Genomic DNA, 16,897 nt, shown 5'->3' on the forward strand with positions numbered 1-16,897 from the left:
CGTCACGCTTGGTGCCGCGCAGCAGGATGCCCACGTTGTCGCCCGCTTCGCCCTGATCCAGCAGCTTGCGGAACATCTCGACACCGGTGACGGTGGTCTTCTGCGTGTCGCGAATGCCGACGATCTCGATCTCTTCGCCAACCTTCACCACGCCGCGTTCGATTCGACCAGTCACCACGGTACCGCGACCGGAGATCGAGAACACGTCTTCCACCGGCATCAGGTACGCGCCGTCCACGGCACGTTCCGGTTCCGGGATCCAGGTGTCCATCGCCTCGACCAGCTTGTAGATCGCCGGGGCGCCCACTTCGCTCTCGTCACCTTCCAGCGCCTTCAGCGCGGAACCGGTGATGACCGGGGTGTCGTCACCCGGGAAGTCGTACGAGGACAGCAGGTCGCGAACTTCCATCTCGACCAGCTCCAGCAGCTCCGGATCATCGACCATGTCGGCCTTGTTCAGGAACACCACGATGTACGGCACACCGACCTGACGCGCCAGCAGGATGTGCTCGCGGGTCTGCGGCATCGGACCATCGGCCGCCGACACCACCAGGATCGCGCCGTCCATCTGCGCCGCACCCGTGATCATGTTCTTCACGTAGTCCGCGTGACCGGGGCAATCCACGTGCGCATAGTGACGCGCGTCGGATTCGTACTCGACGTGCGCGGTAGCAATCGTAATACCACGCGCCTTCTCTTCCGGCGCATTGTCGATCTGGTCAAATGCACGGGCTTCGCTACCGTACTTCTTGCCCAGCACCGCCGTCATCGCCGCCGTCAGCGTCGTTTTCCCATGGTCCACATGACCAATCGTACCCACATTCACATGCGGCTTCTTACGCTCGAACTTTTCCTTGGACATCTCTCGCTTCCCCGGATCGTGACGCTAAAACTCAACAGCGACGCAGGTTGTACGCTGACATTAATATGGAGCTCATGACCGGATTCGAACCGGTGACCTCTTCCTTACCAAGGAAGTGCTCTACCGACTGAGCTACATGAGCCGAACTACCGCCAGGGCCTCGCCCGACATCGTGCGGGCCAAAACTGGAGCGGGTGATGGGGATCGAACCCACATCATCAGCTTGGAAGGCTGAGGTTCTACCATTGAACTACACCCGCAGAACCCTGGCTTGCCGCACCACCGTCCGCTTCTGGCCGCTGGCTTGAAAAACCCGATGGTGGAGGGAGGAGGATTCGAACCTCCGAAGGCTGAGCCAGCAGATTTACAGTCTGCCCCCGTTGACCGCTTGGGTATCCCTCCTCGATCAAGCCGCGTATTCTGAACCAGCGCGAAGCACAGCGTCAAGCACCCGTTGAATTACCCTTCAAGGGGGCCAGCAACAGCCTTGCCATTTACAGGGTTGATTCCTATGATCGGGGCTCAGCAAGGGGTCCTCGCTGCCTGGCAGCGCGTTTCCCTTCCGCCGCGGACGCACGTAGAGTGTGGCCCATCACTAGGTTTGTATACGCAGAGGCCCATGGCGAATACCACTACGGCACCGCGGCTACCCGGGCTGGCGAAGCGCCTGGTCGAAGCTGGCCTGATCGCGGAGGACATCGCCTCCCAACTGGTCGAGGAAGCTCAGTCCCAACAGACGCCGCTGATGACCCTGCTGGCTAGCAAGGGCCAGGTGGCCGAGACCCGCCTGGTCGAGGCCGCTGCCGAGGAGTTCGGGCTCCCGGTATTCGACCTGGGGAGCTTCGATGCGGAACTGCTGCCCAAGGATCACCTCAACGAGAAGCTGATCCAGAAGCACCATGCCCTGCCACTGATGGTACGCGGCAATCGCCTCTACATCGCCGTCTCCGACCCGACCAACCTTGGCGCCACCGACGAGTTCAAGTTCGCCACCGGCATGCCGGTCGAGGCGGTCCTGGTGGAGCCACACAAGCTCGACCGCCTGATCGACACTGCGCTGAGTGCCGCCTCGTCCCTGATGGACGATCTTGGCGACGACGGCCTCGACGGGCTGGCCATCGAATCCGGCGGGGATGAGGACAAGGATTCCTCCGACACTGCCGAGGGCGCGGATGACGCCCCGGTGGTGCGCTTTGTCAATAAAGTCCTGATGGATGCCATCAATCGCAAGGCGTCGGATATCCATCTCGAGCCCTTCGAGAAGGACTTTCGCGTTCGCTTCCGTATTGACGGCGTACTGCACGAGATCGCTCACCCACCCAATTCCCTGGCACCGCGTATTACTGCGCGCGTCAAGGTGATGTCGCGCATGGACATCGCCGAGCGCCGCGTGCCGCAGGACGGGCGCATCAAGCTGAAGCTCTCGCGCACGCGCGCGATCGATTTTCGTGTCTCGTCCCTGCCGACGCTGTACGGCGAGAAGATCGTGATGCGTATCCTCGACCCCAGCAGCGCCGCGATGGGCATCGACCAGCTCGGGTACGAGGAGCACCAGAAGGACGCCTACCTCAAGGCGCTCAGCCGCCCCTACGGGATGATCCTGGTCACCGGCCCCACCGGGTCGGGGAAGACCGTATCGCTGTACACCGGTCTCGGGATCCTGAACACCGCCGACCGCAACATCTCCACCGCGGAAGATCCGTCGGAAATCAACATGCCCGGGGTCAACCAGGTCAACATCAACCCGAAGGTGGGGCTGACCTTCGCCAGCGCGCTGCGCGCGTTTCTGCGCCAGGACCCGGACGTGATCATGGTCGGGGAGATCCGCGACCTGGAAACCGCCGAGATCTCCATCAAGGCGGCCCAGACCGGTCACCTTGTGCTTTCCACGCTGCATACCAACGACGCCCCACAGACGCTCACACGCCTGGCCAACATGGGCGTACCACCATACAACATCGCCTCCTCGATTCTGCTGATCATCGCCCAGCGCCTGGCGCGGCGGTTGTGCCCGAACTGCAAGGAACCGGAAAAGCTCCCGGAAGAGGCGCTGCGCAAGGAAGGCTTTACCGACGCTGACATCCAGACCGGAGTGGTCTCCTATCGCGCGGTGGGCTGCGACCAGTGCACCAACGGCTACAAGGGCCGGCTGGGGATCTACCAGGTGATGCCCATCAGCGACGACATGCAGCGCGGCATCCTGGAGGGCTACAACTCCATGCAGCTCGCGGAACAAGCGGAAAAAGAAGGGATCGAGGACCTGCGACGCGCGGGCCTCGTGAAAGTAATGGCGGGGCTGACCAGCCTCGAGGAAGTCAATCGCGTGACCAAGGACTAGTGCCACAATCGGCACGGGTCACCAGCTACAGGGGGACAGGGGGATGGCCGACTCCGGGACGATCTACACCTGGGAAGGACTGAACAAGAACGGCGCCCGGATCAAGGGCGAGACTCCGGCCGACAACGAGGCCACGGCCCGTGCCGAGCTGCGCAAGAACGGCATCAACGTCATCAAGATCCGCAAGAAGCCAAAGTCACTTTTCTCCGGCGGAAAAAAGAAGGTCGTCCCCGCGGACATCGCCTACTTCCTGCGCCAGATGACCACGATGCTGGAATCCGGCGTGCCACTGGTGCAGGCCTTCGAGATCGTCGGCCGCGGGAACGAGAAGCCCGCGATGCGCGATCTGGTCCTGAAACTGAAAGCCGATGTCGAGGGCGGCGAGACCTTTGCCCAGGCCCTGTCCAAGCACCCGAGACATTTCGACGACCTGGTCACCAACCTGGTCGAGGCCGGCGAGCAGGCGGGGACACTCGAGACCCTGCTGGACAAGGTCGCCACCTACAAGGAGAAGACCGAGGCCCTGAAGGGCAAGATCAAGAAGGCCCTGTTCTATCCGGCCGCGGTGGTCGTGGTGGCCATCGTCGTCACCGCGATCCTGCTGATCTACGTAGTCCCGCAGTTCGAGGCCCTGTTCACCGGCTTCGGCGCCGACCTCCCGGTATTCACCCGCATGGTGGTCGACCTCTCGGAGTTCACCCAGAGCTGGTGGTGGGCCATCCTCGCGGTCATGGTCGCCATCGGGTTCGTCTTCGTTCAGGCCCGGCGGCGCCTACCACGCTTCGCCCGCTTCCTCGACATCATGATCCTCAAGGCTCCGGCCTTCGGCCCGATCCTGCGCAAGGCCGCCATCGCCCGCTTCGCGCGGACGCTGGCTACCATGTTCTCGGCCGGGGTGCCGCTGGTGGATGCCCTGACCTCGGTCTCCGGTGCCACCGGCAACGCGGTCTATCGCGAAGCCACCCTGCGCATGCGCGACGAGACCGAGGCCGGCGGCCAACTACAGTGGTCCATGCGCAACACCGCCGTGTTCCCCAACATGGTGGTGCAGATGGTCGCGATCGGCGAGGAGTCCGGCTCGCTGGATTCGATGCTGTCAAAAGTCGCGGATTTCTACGAGGAAGAGGTCGACAACGCCGTGGACAGCCTGTCCAGCCTGCTGGAACCGCTGATCATGGTCGTGCTCGGCGTGCTGGTCGGCGGCCTGGTCATTGCCATGTACCTGCCCATCTTCCAGATGGGTCAGGTGATCTAGGGGATGCTCGCCGACATCGGAGCCCAACTGGGCGGCTGGGCACTGCCGATCGCCGGGGTGTTCGGGCTGCTTATCGGCAGCTTCCTGAACGTGGTAATCGCGCGCCTCCCGGTGATGCTGGAACGCGAGTGGGAGACCGAGGCGCGCGCGATCCTCGAGCACGAGCCAAATAGCGAGCGCGAGCACTTCGACCTGATCCGTCCGCGCTCGCGCTGCCCGCAATGCCAGCGCCCGATCCGGGCGCTGGAAAACGTGCCCATTCTCAGCTTCCTGTTCCTGCGCGGTCGCTGCCCCGGGTGCGGCACCCGCATTAGCTGGCAGTATCCCGCAGTGGAGGCACTCACCGCGCTGCTCTTCGTGGTGACGGTCTGGCAACTGGGCCCGGGTAGCGCCGGGCTGCTGGCGCTGGTCTTCACGGCCGTACTGATCGCCGCCTCCGGGATCGATGCCCGTACGACGTTGCTCCCCGATCAACTCACCCTGCCGCTCCTGTGGCTCGGGCTGCTGGTCAACATCCCCGGTACCTTCACCGACCTGCAATCCGCCGTGATCGGTGCCGCTGCCGGCTACCTGACCTTGTGGCTGATCTTCCACGGCTTCCGCCTGCTGACCGGCAAGGAGGGCATGGGCTTCGGCGACTTCAAACTGCTGGCGGCCCTGGGCGCGTGGCTCGGCTGGCAGGCCCTGCCGGTCATCCTGCTACTGGCCTCACTGGTCGGCGCGGTGGTCGGGATCGCGCTGATCCTGCTGCGCGGACGCGATCGCAACATCCCGATCCCGTTCGGACCCTATCTCGCCGCCGCCGGGTGGCTCGCGCTGATCTGGGGCGACGAGCTGCTGGCCCTCTACTTCCCGCAAGGGTTTTAGGCCAACGTCATGCTGCGAGTCGGACTCACCGGGGGGATCGGGTGCGGCAAGAGTCGCGTTGCAGGGCTCTTCGCCAGCCTCGGGGCACCGGTACTGGATGCCGACACCCTCAACCGCGAACTCCAGACCCCAGGACACGACCTCTACGCGGCCATCGTGGACCGCTTTGGCCCCGGCATACTCGATGCGCGCGGCCACCTGGACCGCGGCGCCTTGCGCAGCCGGATCTTTGCCGACCCGGCCGAACGCCAGGCCCTGGAGGCACTGGTTCACCCGGCGGTGGAGGCCGCTATCGAGCAACGCCTCGCCGCGCTACCGGAGGAGACCACACCCTATGCCGTGATCGTAGTGCCCCTGCTGTTCGAGGCCGGTTGGGAGACGCGTTTCGATCACGTGGTTGTGGTCCACTGCGAGCCCAGCGAACAGATCGCCCGCGTGACCCAGCGGGATGGGCGCAGCAGCGCCGAAGTGGAGGCCATTATAGAGGCCCAGATGAACCCCGATGAGCGCCGCCTGCGTGGGGACAGCGAGATCCGCAATACCGAGCAGACGACGGATGCCGAACTGGCGAACCAGGTAGCAGAACGTGACGCTGTTCTGCGCAAACAGGCCACCACCCACCGTTCGCGGGTAGAAAACCGCCCCCCGAATACCTGATACTGCGGGGGTTCCTGGACCATGCAACTCCACCAGCCCTCCTGCCGAAAGGGCCCGCCGTGAGCCAAACCCTGACCTTCGAACAACCGCTGCACGAACGCGTGCGCCTCCTGCTGCGCCTGGAGGCCCTGAACGCGCGGTTCGGGGGCGCACTGGAGTCCGGGCGGGCCTTCGATCATCACGAGGCCCTGGTCTCGCTGGTGGACATCTACGCCCTGGTCACCCGGGTGGACATCAAACGCGAACTGATGGGCGAGATCGAGCGCCAGACGGTCAACCTGACCCGACTGGCCAACCAGCCGGGCATCGATGCCGATCGCTTTCGCGAGACCATGGATGCCCAGAAGCGGTTGCACGATGCCCTGGAGGAACAGGCCGGCGCGCTCGATCACCGCGTCCGTGGCAGCGAGTTCTTCTCCAGCGTGCGCCAGCGCATGGCCCTGCCCGGCGGGGCCTTCGACTTCGACCTGCCGATCTACCACTACTGGCTGGCCCAGCCGAATCAGGCGCGCACCGAACTTCTTCTGGAATGGTTCGAACCACTGAACACCGTGGCCGAGGCGACCGCCCAGGTACTACGCTACATGCGTCACTCGGGCCACGCGGAGCCGGTAACGGCCGAGGACGGGTATTTCGAGCGCAACCTGGATACCGCCCATGCGTGGCAGCTGATCCGGGTGACGGTGGATCCCGACGTGGGGGTCTACCCGGAAATCAGCGGGGGACGTCAGCGCTTCACCGTGCGCTTCTTCGCCCCCGGCGACTTCCGCGAACGCCCTGTGCCGGCCCGTGTCGACGTGCCCTTCCGGCTCTGCTGCTGCGCGATTTAAGGCGGAGGCCTTGGCAAGCTTGGGAGGCCCGGATTCAGCCCAGCAAGCCGCGAATGGCCGCGACCCCCTGCGCACCGGCCGCCCGCGCCCGGGGCAGGCTGACCGCCGACATCCCGCCGAGCGCATAGACCGGTAGCGCCGCGCCCCGCACCCACTCCGCGAAATGCCCCCAGCCCAGTGCCTCGGCACCGGGATGTGTCGCGGTCGCCTGCACCGGCCCCAGCACCACGAAATCCAGCCCCAGGGCCGCCGCCCGCTTGAGACCGGAACGGTCGTGTACCGAGGCGGCCACCCAGCCACTGGATGCCGGACGCGCATCCAGCTCGCGCCAGCGCCGCTCGGGCAGATGCAATCCCACGGGCGGAAGATCAGCCAGCCAATCCGGTGGTGCATTCGCCAGGACCGGGATACCCAGGGCATCGGCGGGCCCTGTAATCGCCGCGAGAAAGTCGCAATAGTCGACCCGGCCCAGGGCCGCCGCACGCACCTGCACCATGTCAGCCGCGCCGGCACGCAGGGCCTGGGTTACGCGACCGGCGATGCCAACGGCCTGCGCGGCGTCGTCCGGTGACGGTGTGATCAGATAACGCTCGGGCAGGCGCAAGGCGTTGAGCATCGCGCGATTCGCGGCCGGGAAATCCGCGGGGTCCAGATCCGCCGGGGCACGCCACTCCATAGGCTGGGCCTCGCGGCCACGGGGCGTGCCCGACCAGGCGCCGACGCGGAACACGTGCAGACGGACCGCGCGCTCCCCATAGTCGTGCTCGATCGTCAGACACTGCACCGCCGAATCGACGCCGATGCCAAGCTCCTCGTCGAGTTCGCGCTGCAGGGCCACCGTGGGGGATTCGCCGCTATCGACCTTCCCCCCGGGAAACTCCCACAGTCCGGCCAGGTGTTGCGCGTCCCTGCGACACGTAACCAGCACGCGACCCTGGTGGTCGAGGATCAGTCCGATCGCGACCTCGACCGGACGGGAAGACGCCCGCTCAGGACCGGTATTCGGCATTGATGCGCACGTACTCGTGGGAGAAGTCACAGGTGTACTTGCGTGCCAGCGCGTCACCCCGACCGAGGTCGATCCGAATCTGGATCTCCTCGGCGCCAAAGGCTCGCTGACCGTCCGCCTCGGCGTATTCCGGCGCACGTCCGCCAGCGCGGACGATCTCGACGTCATTCACGCGGATCGCCACGCACTCGATCACCAGATCCGGCACCCCGGCGCGCCCCACGGCGGCGAGGATGCGGCCCCAATTGGGATCGGAGGCGAACAGCGCGGTCTTGACCAGCGGGGACAGCGCGACGGTCTCGGCGACCTGCGCCGCCTCCTCGCGCGCCCGCGCACCCACCACCTCGACGGTCACGAACTTGGTGGCACCCTCGCCATCCCGGACGATTGCCTGGGCCAGCTCCAGGCAGACCGCGCCCAGGGCCTCGGCAAAGGCCTCGCGGTCACCCGCCGTCACCAACCCGGCCGCACTGGCGCCACTGGCCATCACCACCACGGCGTCGTTCGTGGAGGTATCCCCGTCCACGGTGATCGCGTTGAAGCTGTCGCGATTGGCCTCGCGCAGCAGGCCGTCCAGCTCCTGCGCCTCGATGGCGAGGTCGGTCCCGATAAACGCCAGCATGGTCGCCATGTCGGGGTGGATCATCCCCGAGCCCTTGGCGATACCGGTCAGGGTCACCTCGCCCTGCGACAGCGCGACCCGACGGCTGACACCCTTGAGCACGGTGTCAGTGGTCATGATCGCGCGTCCCGCCTGCATCCAGGTGTTGGGCGCCAGGCCTGCGTGCAGCACGGGCAGCGCCGCGGTGATGCGCTCCACCGGCAGCGGCTCGCCAATCACCCCGGTGGAAAATGGCAGGACTGCCTCCGCCGGGCCGCCCGTAACCCCGGCCAGGGCCTCGCAGCAGGCGCGGGCGGCGGCCAGCCCTGGCTCGCCGGTCCCGGCATTGGCGTTACCGGCGTTAATCAGCGCCCAGCGCGCCTCGCCCGCCGCCTGGTGCTCCGCGGCAACCACGACCGGCGCGGCGCGAAAGGCATTGGTGGTATAAAGCGCCGCAATGGTCGCGTCGGGGCCCGCATCGATCAACACCAGATCGTCGCGCCCGGGATAGCGAATCCCCGCCGCGGTCGCGGCAAGGCGAATCCCCGGTACCGGCTGCAGCACCTCCGGGGCGGTGAGTCCTACGGCCATGGGTTTCGCCTCCCCCTACAGCTTGCCGTGGCAGTGTTTGAACTTCTTGCCCGAGCCGCACCAACAGGGCTCGTTGCGGCCCAGCTTGGGCTCGTCGCGTCGGTAGGGGGCCTCGCCGCTCGCAACCGGTTCGCGCGACTCCGCGTCGCCCTCGGCTCCAGCCTTCAGGGGGCTGTCGGGGTTCTGGTGCTGGAATTGCAGGTCGTCCTCGGCCGGGGCGGCCTTCTTCGGCTGCAATGCCTCGACCTCTTCCGGCGAGCGCAATTGCATGCGCAGCAGGAACTTCACCACGTCGTGCTTGATGCGTTCCAGCAGGGACTGGAACATCGCGAAGGCTTCCTTCTTGTACTCCTGCTTCGGGTTGCGCTGGGCGTAGCCACGCAGCCCAATGCCCTGGCGCAGGTAGTCCATCGCTGCCAGGTGTTCCTTCCACTGGCTGTCCAGGACCTGCAGCATCACGTCGCGCTGCAGCCGGTTCATGGTCTCGTCGCCCAGCTGCTCGCGCTTCCTCGTCAGCAGCGCGCGCGCATGCCCGATGATCCGCTCGCGCAGGGGCTCCTCGTGCAGGTCGTCCTCGTCGTCCAGCCACTGCTGGACCGGCAGGTCGAGCCCGAACTCGCCGTTCAGGGCCTGCTGCAGGCCCTCGATGTCCCATTCGTCTTCGATCGAGCCCGGCGGCATGTACGGGTTGATCAAGGCGTTGACGACATCCCCCACCAAGGTGTCGATGGTTTCGCTGATGTCCTCGGTGGTCAGCAATTCGGCGCGCTGGTCGTAGATCACCCGGCGCTGATCGTTGGCGACGTCGTCGTATTCGAGAAGCTGCTTGCGGATATCGAAGTTATGCGCCTCGACCTTGCGCTGCGCGTTCTCGATGGCGCGCGAGACCCAGGCGTTCTCGATCGCCTCGCCCTCTTTCATGCCCAGACGCTGCATCAAGCTGCGCACACGCTCGGATGCAAAGACCCGCATCAGGTTGTCTTCCAGCGACAGGAAGAAGCGGCTGGAGCCCGCGTCACCCTGGCGGCCGGAGCGCCCGCGCAACTGGTTGTCGATCCGCCGCGACTCATGGCGCTCGGAGCCGATGATGTGCAGACCGCCGGCCTCGATCACCGTGTCATGACGGGCCTGCCAGTCGGCCCGGATTGCCTCCTGCTGGGCGCTGTCGTCCGGGTCCACTTCGGCCAGTTCGGCATCCAGCGCCCCTCCCAGCACGATATCGGTACCACGGCCGGCCATGTTCGTCGCCAGCGTCACCGCCTTCGGGCGACCCGCCTGGGCGATGATCGCCGCCTCACGCTCATGCTGCTTGGCGTTCAGCACCTCGAACGATATCCCGGTCTTTTTCAGCGCTTCAGCCAGCCGCTCGGAGCTCTCCACCGAGGCCGTCCCCACCAGGACCGGCTGGCCGCGATCCACGCACCACTGGATCTCCTTGATGATGGCGGTGTACTTCTCCTCCTGGGTCAGGAAGACCAGGTCCTGCATGTCGTCGCGCACCAGCGGCTTGTTGCCGGGGATCACGACCACTTCCAGGCCATAGATGGTCTGGAACTCGTAGGCCTCGGTATCGGCCGTACCGGTCATGCCTGCGAGCTTCTCGTACAGGCGGAAATAGTTCTGGAAGGTGATCGACGCCAGCGTCTGATTCTCGCGCTGGATCGGAACCCCTTCCTTGGCCTCGATCGCCTGGTGCAGCCCCTCCGACCAGCGCCGACCACCCATGATGCGGCCGGTAAACTCGTCGATGATCTGGACCTTGTTGTCGCGCACCAGGTAGTCGACGTCGCGGTGAAAGAGCGCGTGGGCACGCAGGGCCGCATTCAGGTGATGCAGTACCGCAATGCTCGCAGAGTCGTACAGGGTCTGGTACTCCTCCAGCAAGCCGGCCTGGCGCAGGAGTTCCTCGGCCTTCTCGTGACCCTCCTCGCTGAGGAAGACCTGCTTGGCCTTCTCGTCGACGAAGTAGTCACCCTCGCTCTCCTCGTCTTCCTGACGGGTCAGCTGGGCCGGGATGGTGTTCAGCCGCTCGTAGAGCTCGGAGCTGTCGCCGCTGGGGCCGGAGATGATCAGCGGGGTACGCGCCTCGTCGATGAGGATGGAGTCCACCTCGTCCACCACCGCGAAGTTGAGTGCGCGCTGCACGCGCTGATCGGCCGAGAAGGCCATGTTGTCGCGCAGATAGTCGAAGCCGAACTCGTTGTTCGTGCCGTAGGTAATATCGGCGGCATAGGCCTCGCGCCGGGTCGCCGGACGCATCTGATCGATGCCGCCCTCCTCGGCCTCGTACTCCGGATCAAAGAGATAGGAGGCGGAATCCACCCCCAGACCGCCGGAGCTGTTCACCACACCAACCGTCAGACCCAGTGCTTGGTAGAGCCGCCCCATCCAGGCCGCATCGCGGCGGGCCAGGTAGTCGTTCACGGTCACCACATGCACGCCGTCGCCGGTCAGTGCGTTGAGATAGGCCGGCAGGGTCGCGACCAGGGTCTTGCCCTCACCGGTGCGCATCTCGGCGATGCGCCCATCGTTGAGAACCATACCGCCGATCAGCTGGACGTCGAAGTGGCGCAGCCCCAGGACCTGGGCACTCATCGCGCGACACACCGCGAAGGCCTCCGGCAGAAGCTTTTCCAGATTCTCGCCCTCGCCGAGGCGGCGCTGGAATTCCTGCGTCTTGTGGCGCAGCTCGTCCTGCGACAGCGCCTCGGTGGAGTCCGACAGGGCATTGATTCGCTCGACCGCGCGGGTGTAGCGCTTGAGGATGCGATCGTTGCGACTACCGAAAATCTTCTGTACGAGCTGCTTGACCATGGGGATCCGAAAGGGTTGGCTGAAACCCGGCTAGGATAAACGATCCGTCCGGGAAACGCTGTGGCCAAGAGACGCGCAGCCGATCACGCCCCTGCGGGACCGAGAAGCACCGTGGATGGTCAGTCCCGATCCTGGAGAAAATGATAAGGATTCAGGGCCTGGTCGGCGTCGACCACCTCGTAGTGCAGGTGGGTACCGGTCGCGCGACCGGTGCGACCCATCTTCGCGATCACCTCGCCAGCCTCCACTCGCTGCCCGGGCTCGACCAGGATTTCCGCGTTATGCGCGTAGCGTGTATTCAGGCCGCCGCCGTGCGCGATCTCGACGAGCTTGCCGTAGCTACTCCGACGCCCCGCGAACACCACCAGGCCGCCGCCTGCGGCGCGGATGTCCGAACCGGGCCGACCGGCAAAATCCATTCCCGAGTGGAATCGGCGGTTCCCGGTGAACGGGTCTTCGCGATAACCGAACGCCGAGCTGATCCAGGCGTCATCCTCCACCGGGCGAAACTGCGGGGACAGGGCTTCGCGAGCCGCCTCCTGGCGTAACTCGGAGCCCACCGTCTCCACGGCGGCGCTGCGATGACCCAGCAGGTGCTCCAGCGCCAGCAAGCGGTCATGGATCTCCAGTGGAGAACCCGCCCCGTCCAGCAGCGGACCACCCTGGCCGCCGACTTCCGGCTCCAGCGTGGCCACGTCCAGCCCCAGAGAGTCACCGACCGAGCGGAGGCGCAGATCCACCCGCGTCAGCTGGCGTTCCAGCGCGACCACACGCTCAACCAAATGATTCAAACCTTCACGAGCCGCATCGCGTTCGGCCGTCTCGACCACGACCGGGTTCAGCGTGTTGGTGACCGGGATCCTGACCACCTCGCGCTGGCTTTGCCCCGCCAGGTAGGCGGTCACAACCACCGCCATCAGCAGCAGCACGAGCAGCGCGCCCGCCAGCGCCACGCCCCACAACGGAAGACGTGCACAAAGACCATCCGGACGTAGTAGGATCAACTGCATGCGATTCCTCTCGTTCCTTCCGCCGCGGCCTGCCGGAGTCCCTCGATGACGGCGCAGCGGATTACCCGCTTCATCGCCCGCGACTTTGCCGCGCACTCCAGCCGCGACCGCGGCGTGGAACGCGCCCTGGAGGGGCTCGTCGGCAACGCCCTGCAGGCCGGCCGACTGGCGTTCACCCTGCGCGAGGACACCCTGGTCGCGATCTGCGCGAACCGTGGGCTGGCCACCGAACTGCGCTTCCAGCAGCGCGAACTGCTCAAGACCTTGCGTGCCGCGGGCTACGAGGGCATCGAACAGATACGTATCCGGCTGACCAACACCCCACGACCACCCCAGCCCACCACGCGACTGGAGCGCCGCGAGATCCCGGATGCGGCCCGCCGAATCCTGGCCGATACCGCCAGCAACATCCAGGACCCCGGGCTGGCCGGCGCCCTCGAGCGCCTCGCCCGGGCGGCCAGGCCGTCACCGAAGGCGGACTGACCTCACCCCCGGGAACGCGATCCAGGTTCGCTCAGCCCGCCGGAGTGGGCGCCAGCTGCCCGAAGGAGATCGGCAGGCGCTCGCTCGGGTCCTCGAAGGTAACCTTCTCCCAGGCCGTCTCGTCGGCCGCGAGCTGACGAATCAGCTGGTTGTTCAGCGCATGCCCGGACTTGTGGCCGGTGAACGCACCGATCAGGCTGTGACCGAGCAGGTACAGGTCCCCGACCACGTCGAGGATCTTGTGCTTGACCAGCTCGTTGTCGTAACGCAGCCCGTTCTCGTTGAGGATCTTGTAATCATCAAGCACCACGGCGTTGTCCAGGCTGCCGCCCAGCGCCAGCTGGTTCGCCCGCAGGGCCTCGATGTCGCGCATGAACCCGAAGGTCCGGGCACGCGAGACCTCCTTCACAAAGGAGGTGGACGAGAAGTCCAGCTCCGCGCGCTGGCTACCGTCGGTGAACATGGGGTGTTCGAAATCGATACAAAAACCGACCTTGAACCCCTCGTAAGGATCGAAGCGCACCCACTTGTCGTCCTCGCGGACTTCCACGCTGCGCTTGATCCGAATGAATTCCTTGGGTGCGTCCTGCTCCTTCAGTCCGGCGGACTGCAGCAGAAACACGAAGGGACCGGCACTGCCGTCCATGATGGGCACCTCGGCGGCACTCACATCGACATGCAGATTGTCGATTCCCAATCCGGCAATGGCCGAGAGCAAATGCTCCACGGTCGAAACCCGGACGTCTCCATTGACCAGCGTGGTGGACAGCCGCGTGTCGCCGACATTGTCGGCACAGGCGCGGATCTCCACGGACGGATCAAGATCGCAGCGATGGAACACAATCCCGGTATTCACCGGAGCCGGCCGCAGGGTCAGCACCACCTTTTCTCCGGTATGCAGTCCCACCCCGGTCGCCCGAATGCTGTTCTTGAGCGTTCTTTGCCTGATCAACGAATTGAGCCTCTCTAAGACTTCCAGAAGAGCGGATATGAGGAACCCGGGCCCTCCCGGGCTCCTCATGCACACAACGATTACCGCATTATTGCAGGATTCCGCTCGTCCTGCATGTGCAGCCGCTCTCAGTCGGCTTGTTTGCGCAGGAAGGCCGGAATATCCAGCACATCAATGCCTTGCTGCTGGTTGTAGTCCACCGACAGGTTGTCGCCACCGCGACGCTTGACGGTCGGCTGGTCGAGGTCGACTTCGACATCCGAACCCACGGCCCTCTTCGGCTGGGCATCGACCACCCGCACCTGCGGCCGTTCGGACTGCGTCGCGGGCGCGCCAAGACCCGTGGCCACCAAGGTCACCCGCAGCTCGTCGGTCATCTCGGGGTCGATTACCGTCCCGACAACGACATTGGCATCTTCCGAGGCCAGTGCCTTTACCGCCTCACCGACTTCCTCGAACTCGCCGATCCCGACATCCATGCCACCGGTCACGTTCACCAGGATGCCGCGAGCACCGGAGATGTCGATGTCCTCCAGCAACGGGCTGGCGATCGCCGCCTCGGCGGCCTCGCGCGCACGATCCTCGCCGGTGCCGGTGCCGGTGCCCATCATCGCCATGCCCATCTCGCGCATCACGTTGCGCACGTCGGCAAAGTCGACGTTGATCAGACCCGGGCGGGTGATCAGCTCGGCGATGCCCTGCACCGCGCCGAACAGCACGTCGTTGGCGGCCTTGAAGGCATCCAGCAGCGTGGTGTTCTTGCCCAACACCGTCAGCAACTTCTCGTTGGGGATAGTGATCAAGGAATCGACCTGTTCGGTCAGCGCCTTGATCCCGGACATCGCAACCTGCATGCGGCGCTTGCCCTCGAACGGGAACGGCTTGGTGACCACCGCGACGGTCAGGATGTTCATCTCCTTGGCGATCTGCGCCACCACCGGCGCGGCGCCGGTGCCCGTACCACCGCCCATGCCGGCAGTGATGAAGACCATGTCGGCCCCCTGCAACAGATCCTGGATGCGCTCGCGGTCCTCCAGTGCAGCCTCGCGACCGACCGACGGATCCGCCCCGGCTCCCAGGCCCTTGGTGATATCGCCGCCCAGTTGCAGCAGCGTCTTGGCGTCCAGGCTCTTCAGGGCCTGGGCATCGGTGTTGGCACAGATGAAATCGACGCCTTCCAGCTGCGAGTTGACCATGTGCTGCACGGCGTTGCCGCCGCCGCCACCAACGCCGACGACCTTGATCGTCGCGTTCTGGCTATAGGTGTCCATCAGTTCGAACGTCATGATTGCGTCCTCTCGTTGCGTGTGTAGTACATAAACTTGTGTTTACCTGCGTCATGGCCGGAGAGCGGTCCGGCCTCCTAAACTTCCGGGGTCCCGATCATCAGAACTGTCCGGAAAACCAGCGCTTCATGCGCGCCCATACGCCCTGGAACCCGCTGCTCACGGGCCGGGCCTCCTGCTCCGCACGCGACTCGCGGGCGTAGAGCAACAGCCCCACCCCCGTCGCGTGGATCGGATTCTTCACAACATCCAGGAGCCCGGTGACGCGTTGCGGCACCCCCAGGCGTACGGGCATGTGAAAGACCTCTTCGGCGAGGTCCACCACACCTTCCATTCGGGACGAACCGCCGGTTAGTACCACCCCGGCGGCAATCATTTCTTCGGTGCCGCTGCGGCGCAGTTCCGCCTGCACCAGCTGCAACAATTCTTCGTAGCGCGGCTCGACCACGGAGGCGAGCGTCTGGCGCGACAGTCGGCGCGCGGCGCGATCGCCCACACCGGGCACCTCGATGCTCTCGCTCGGATCGGCCAGCGAGCGCAGAGCGCAGGCGTACTTGATCTTGAGTTCTTCGGCGTACTGGGTCGGGGTGCGTAGCGCGACCGCGATGTCATTGGTGACCTGATCGCCGGCGATCGGGATGACTGCGGTGTGCATGATCGCGCCGTGGGCGAACACCGCGATGTCCGTGGTGCCGCCGCCGACGTCCACCAGACACACGCCCAGGTCCTTCTCGTCCTCGCTGAGGACCGAGTAACTGGAGGCGAGCTGCTCGAGGATGATGTCGTCCACCCGCAGTCCGCAGCGCTCCACGCACTTGACGATGTTCTGGGCAGCGGAGACCGCCCCGGTGACCAGATGCACCTTGGCCTCCAGCCGCACCCCGGACATCCCGATCGGCTCGCGGATGCCCTCCTGCTCGTCGATGATGTATTCCTGCGGCAGCACGTGAAGGATGCGCTGGTCGGCCGGGATGGCGATGGCGCGCGCGGCGTCGATCACCCGATCGACATCGCCGGCAACCACCTCGCCGTCCTTGATCGCGACCACGCCGGTGGAGTTGTAGCTCTTGATGTGCGAACCGGCGATCCCGGTATAGACCGAGTGGATTTCGCAGCCGGCCATCAGCTCGGCCTCCTCCACCGCGCGCTGGATCGACTGGACGGTGGACTCGATGTTCACCACCACACCCTTCTTCAACCCGCGCGAGGGCGAGGAGCCGATGCCGATGATCTCGATCTCGCCTTCCTCGGTCAGCTCCCCGACCACCGCCTCGATCTTCGAGGTCCCGACGTCCAGGCCGACGATCAGACCGGGTTCCGACTTCTTTGCCATCATCTTTCT

At 65.4% G+C, this 16,897-nt stretch carries 14 protein-coding genes and 3 tRNA genes; 6 read left to right on the top strand and 11 right to left on the bottom strand.

The genetic code is table 11. The annotated features are described in order from the left end of the window. The 4 genes from tuf to D578_RS0105145 all read right to left on the bottom strand — a co-directional run. On the bottom strand, nt 1-862 hold an 862-nt coding region (tuf, locus tag D578_RS0105130; protein WP_018948898.1), incomplete at its 3' end, for an elongation factor Tu. 66 nt (nt 863-928) lie between these two features. Then, nucleotides 929-1,004 (bottom strand) — tRNA-Thr (locus tag D578_RS0105135). Between the two features lie 44 nt (nt 1,005-1,048). Beyond that, nucleotides 1,049-1,122, bottom strand: a tRNA-Gly gene (locus D578_RS0105140). 57 nt (nt 1,123-1,179) lie between these two features. Beyond that, nucleotides 1,180-1,264, bottom strand: a tRNA-Tyr gene (locus tag D578_RS0105145). Between the two features lie 217 nt (nt 1,265-1,481). Here D578_RS0105145 and pilB point away from each other — a divergent pair. The 5 genes from pilB to zapD are packed head-to-tail and all read left to right on the top strand — an operon-like array spanning nt 1,482 to nt 6,809. After that, the gene (gene pilB, locus D578_RS0105150; protein ID WP_018948899.1) at nt 1,482-3,200 is read left to right on the top strand and encodes a type IV-A pilus assembly ATPase PilB; all 1,719 of its coding nucleotides are present in this window, start codon (nt 1,482-1,484) and stop codon (nt 3,198-3,200) included. A 43-nt stretch (nt 3,201-3,243) separates the two neighbouring features. Next, complete coding sequence (locus D578_RS0105155) at nt 3,244-4,455, top strand: type II secretion system F family protein (protein ID WP_018948900.1); 1,212 nt, start codon at nt 3,244-3,246, stop codon at nt 4,453-4,455. Between the two features lie 3 nt (nt 4,456-4,458). Beyond that, the gene (locus D578_RS0105160; RefSeq protein ID WP_018948901.1) at nt 4,459-5,322 is read left to right on the top strand and encodes an A24 family peptidase; all 864 of its coding nucleotides are present in this window, start codon (nt 4,459-4,461) and stop codon (nt 5,320-5,322) included. 9 nt (nt 5,323-5,331) lie between these two features. Continuing rightward, complete coding sequence (gene coaE / locus D578_RS0105165; RefSeq protein WP_018948902.1) at nt 5,332-5,979, top strand: dephospho-CoA kinase; 648 nt, start codon at nt 5,332-5,334, stop codon at nt 5,977-5,979. A 59-nt stretch (nt 5,980-6,038) separates the two neighbouring features. Then, on the top strand, nt 6,039-6,809 hold the full coding sequence (gene zapD, locus D578_RS0105170) for a cell division protein ZapD (RefSeq protein ID WP_018948903.1): 771 nt from the start codon (nt 6,039-6,041) through the stop codon (nt 6,807-6,809). Nucleotides 6,810-6,843: 34 nt separating this feature from the next. On the opposite strand, the gene D578_RS0105175 is transcribed toward zapD, so the two are convergent. The 4 genes from D578_RS0105175 to D578_RS0105190 all read right to left on the bottom strand — a co-directional run bounded on the left by D578_RS0105175 (nt 6,844) and on the right by D578_RS0105190 (nt 12,834). Beyond that, nucleotides 6,844-7,818, bottom strand: coding sequence for a Nudix family hydrolase (locus tag D578_RS0105175; RefSeq protein WP_018948904.1), 975 nt, complete (start codon nt 7,816-7,818; stop codon nt 6,844-6,846). After that, nucleotides 7,799-9,010, bottom strand: a complete 1,212-nt coding sequence (argJ, locus tag D578_RS0105180) for a bifunctional glutamate N-acetyltransferase/amino-acid acetyltransferase ArgJ (protein WP_018948905.1) — start codon at nt 9,008-9,010, stop codon at nt 7,799-7,801. The genes D578_RS0105175 and argJ overlap by 20 nt, the downstream gene beginning before the upstream one ends. A 15-nt stretch (nt 9,011-9,025) precedes the next feature. Next, nucleotides 9,026-11,824, bottom strand: a complete 2,799-nt coding sequence (gene secA / locus D578_RS0105185; RefSeq protein WP_018948906.1) for a preprotein translocase subunit SecA — start codon at nt 11,822-11,824, stop codon at nt 9,026-9,028. Between the two features lie 119 nt (nt 11,825-11,943). Next, a complete protein-coding gene (locus D578_RS0105190) occupies nt 11,944-12,834 on the bottom strand; it encodes a M23 family metallopeptidase (RefSeq protein WP_026289187.1) in 891 nt (296 codons plus the stop codon). A 45-nt stretch (nt 12,835-12,879) separates the two neighbouring features. Between D578_RS0105190 and D578_RS0105195 the strand changes: the two genes are divergently transcribed. Further along, the gene (locus D578_RS0105195) at nt 12,880-13,317 is read left to right on the top strand and encodes a DciA family protein (protein WP_018948908.1); all 438 of its coding nucleotides are present in this window, start codon (nt 12,880-12,882) and stop codon (nt 13,315-13,317) included. Nucleotides 13,318-13,348: 31 nt separating this feature from the next. Here D578_RS0105195 and lpxC read toward each other — a convergent pair whose 3' ends face one another. The 3 genes from lpxC to ftsA all read right to left on the bottom strand — a co-directional run bounded on the left by lpxC (nt 13,349) and on the right by ftsA (nt 16,891). After that, nucleotides 13,349-14,269, bottom strand: coding sequence for a UDP-3-O-acyl-N-acetylglucosamine deacetylase (lpxC, locus tag D578_RS0105200; RefSeq protein ID WP_081617329.1), 921 nt, complete (start codon nt 14,267-14,269; stop codon nt 13,349-13,351). Nucleotides 14,270-14,397: 128 nt separating this feature from the next. Beyond that, nucleotides 14,398-15,555 carry a cell division protein FtsZ gene (ftsZ, locus tag D578_RS0105205; protein WP_018948910.1) on the bottom strand — a complete coding sequence of 386 codons (1,158 nt, stop codon included), beginning with the start codon at nt 15,553-15,555 and terminating at the stop codon, nt 14,398-14,400. 100 nt (nt 15,556-15,655) lie between these two features. Next, nucleotides 15,656-16,891, bottom strand: a complete 1,236-nt coding sequence (gene ftsA, locus D578_RS0105210) for a cell division protein FtsA (RefSeq protein ID WP_018168223.1) — start codon at nt 16,889-16,891, stop codon at nt 15,656-15,658. Between the last annotated feature and the right edge of the window lie 6 nt (nt 16,892-16,897).

Origin of the sequence: Thioalkalivibrio sp. ALMg11, from assembly GCF_000377905.1 — a bacterium.
Lineage (GTDB): Bacteria > Pseudomonadota > Gammaproteobacteria > Ectothiorhodospirales > Ectothiorhodospiraceae > Thioalkalivibrio.

Bases quoted from the DNA above. Each gene is read 5' to 3' on its own strand.
- argJ (WP_018948905.1), bottom strand. From the start codon at position 9,010: ATGGCCGTAGGACTCACCGCCCCGGAGGTGCTGCAGCCGGTACCGGGG.
- pilB (WP_018948899.1), top strand. From the start codon at position 1,482: ATGGCGAATACCACTACGGCACCGCGGCTACCCGGGCTGGCGAAGCGC.
- D578_RS0105195 (WP_018948908.1), top strand. From the start codon at position 12,880: ATGACGGCGCAGCGGATTACCCGCTTCATCGCCCGCGACTTTGCCGCG.
- coaE (WP_018948902.1), top strand. From the start codon at position 5,332: ATGCTGCGAGTCGGACTCACCGGGGGGATCGGGTGCGGCAAGAGTCGC.
- D578_RS0105160 (WP_018948901.1), top strand. From the start codon at position 4,459: ATGCTCGCCGACATCGGAGCCCAACTGGGCGGCTGGGCACTGCCGATC.
- D578_RS0105190 (WP_026289187.1), bottom strand. From the start codon at position 12,834: ATGCAGTTGATCCTACTACGTCCGGATGGTCTTTGTGCACGTCTTCCG.
- D578_RS0105155 (WP_018948900.1), top strand. From the start codon at position 3,244: ATGGCCGACTCCGGGACGATCTACACCTGGGAAGGACTGAACAAGAAC.
- ftsZ (WP_018948910.1), bottom strand. From the start codon at position 15,555: ATGACGTTCGAACTGATGGACACCTATAGCCAGAACGCGACGATCAAG.
- D578_RS0105175 (WP_018948904.1), bottom strand. From the start codon at position 7,818: ATGCCGAATACCGGTCCTGAGCGGGCGTCTTCCCGTCCGGTCGAGGTC.
- ftsA (WP_018168223.1), bottom strand. From the start codon at position 16,891: ATGATGGCAAAGAAGTCGGAACCCGGTCTGATCGTCGGCCTGGACGTC.
- secA (WP_018948906.1), bottom strand. From the start codon at position 11,824: ATGGTCAAGCAGCTCGTACAGAAGATTTTCGGTAGTCGCAACGATCGC.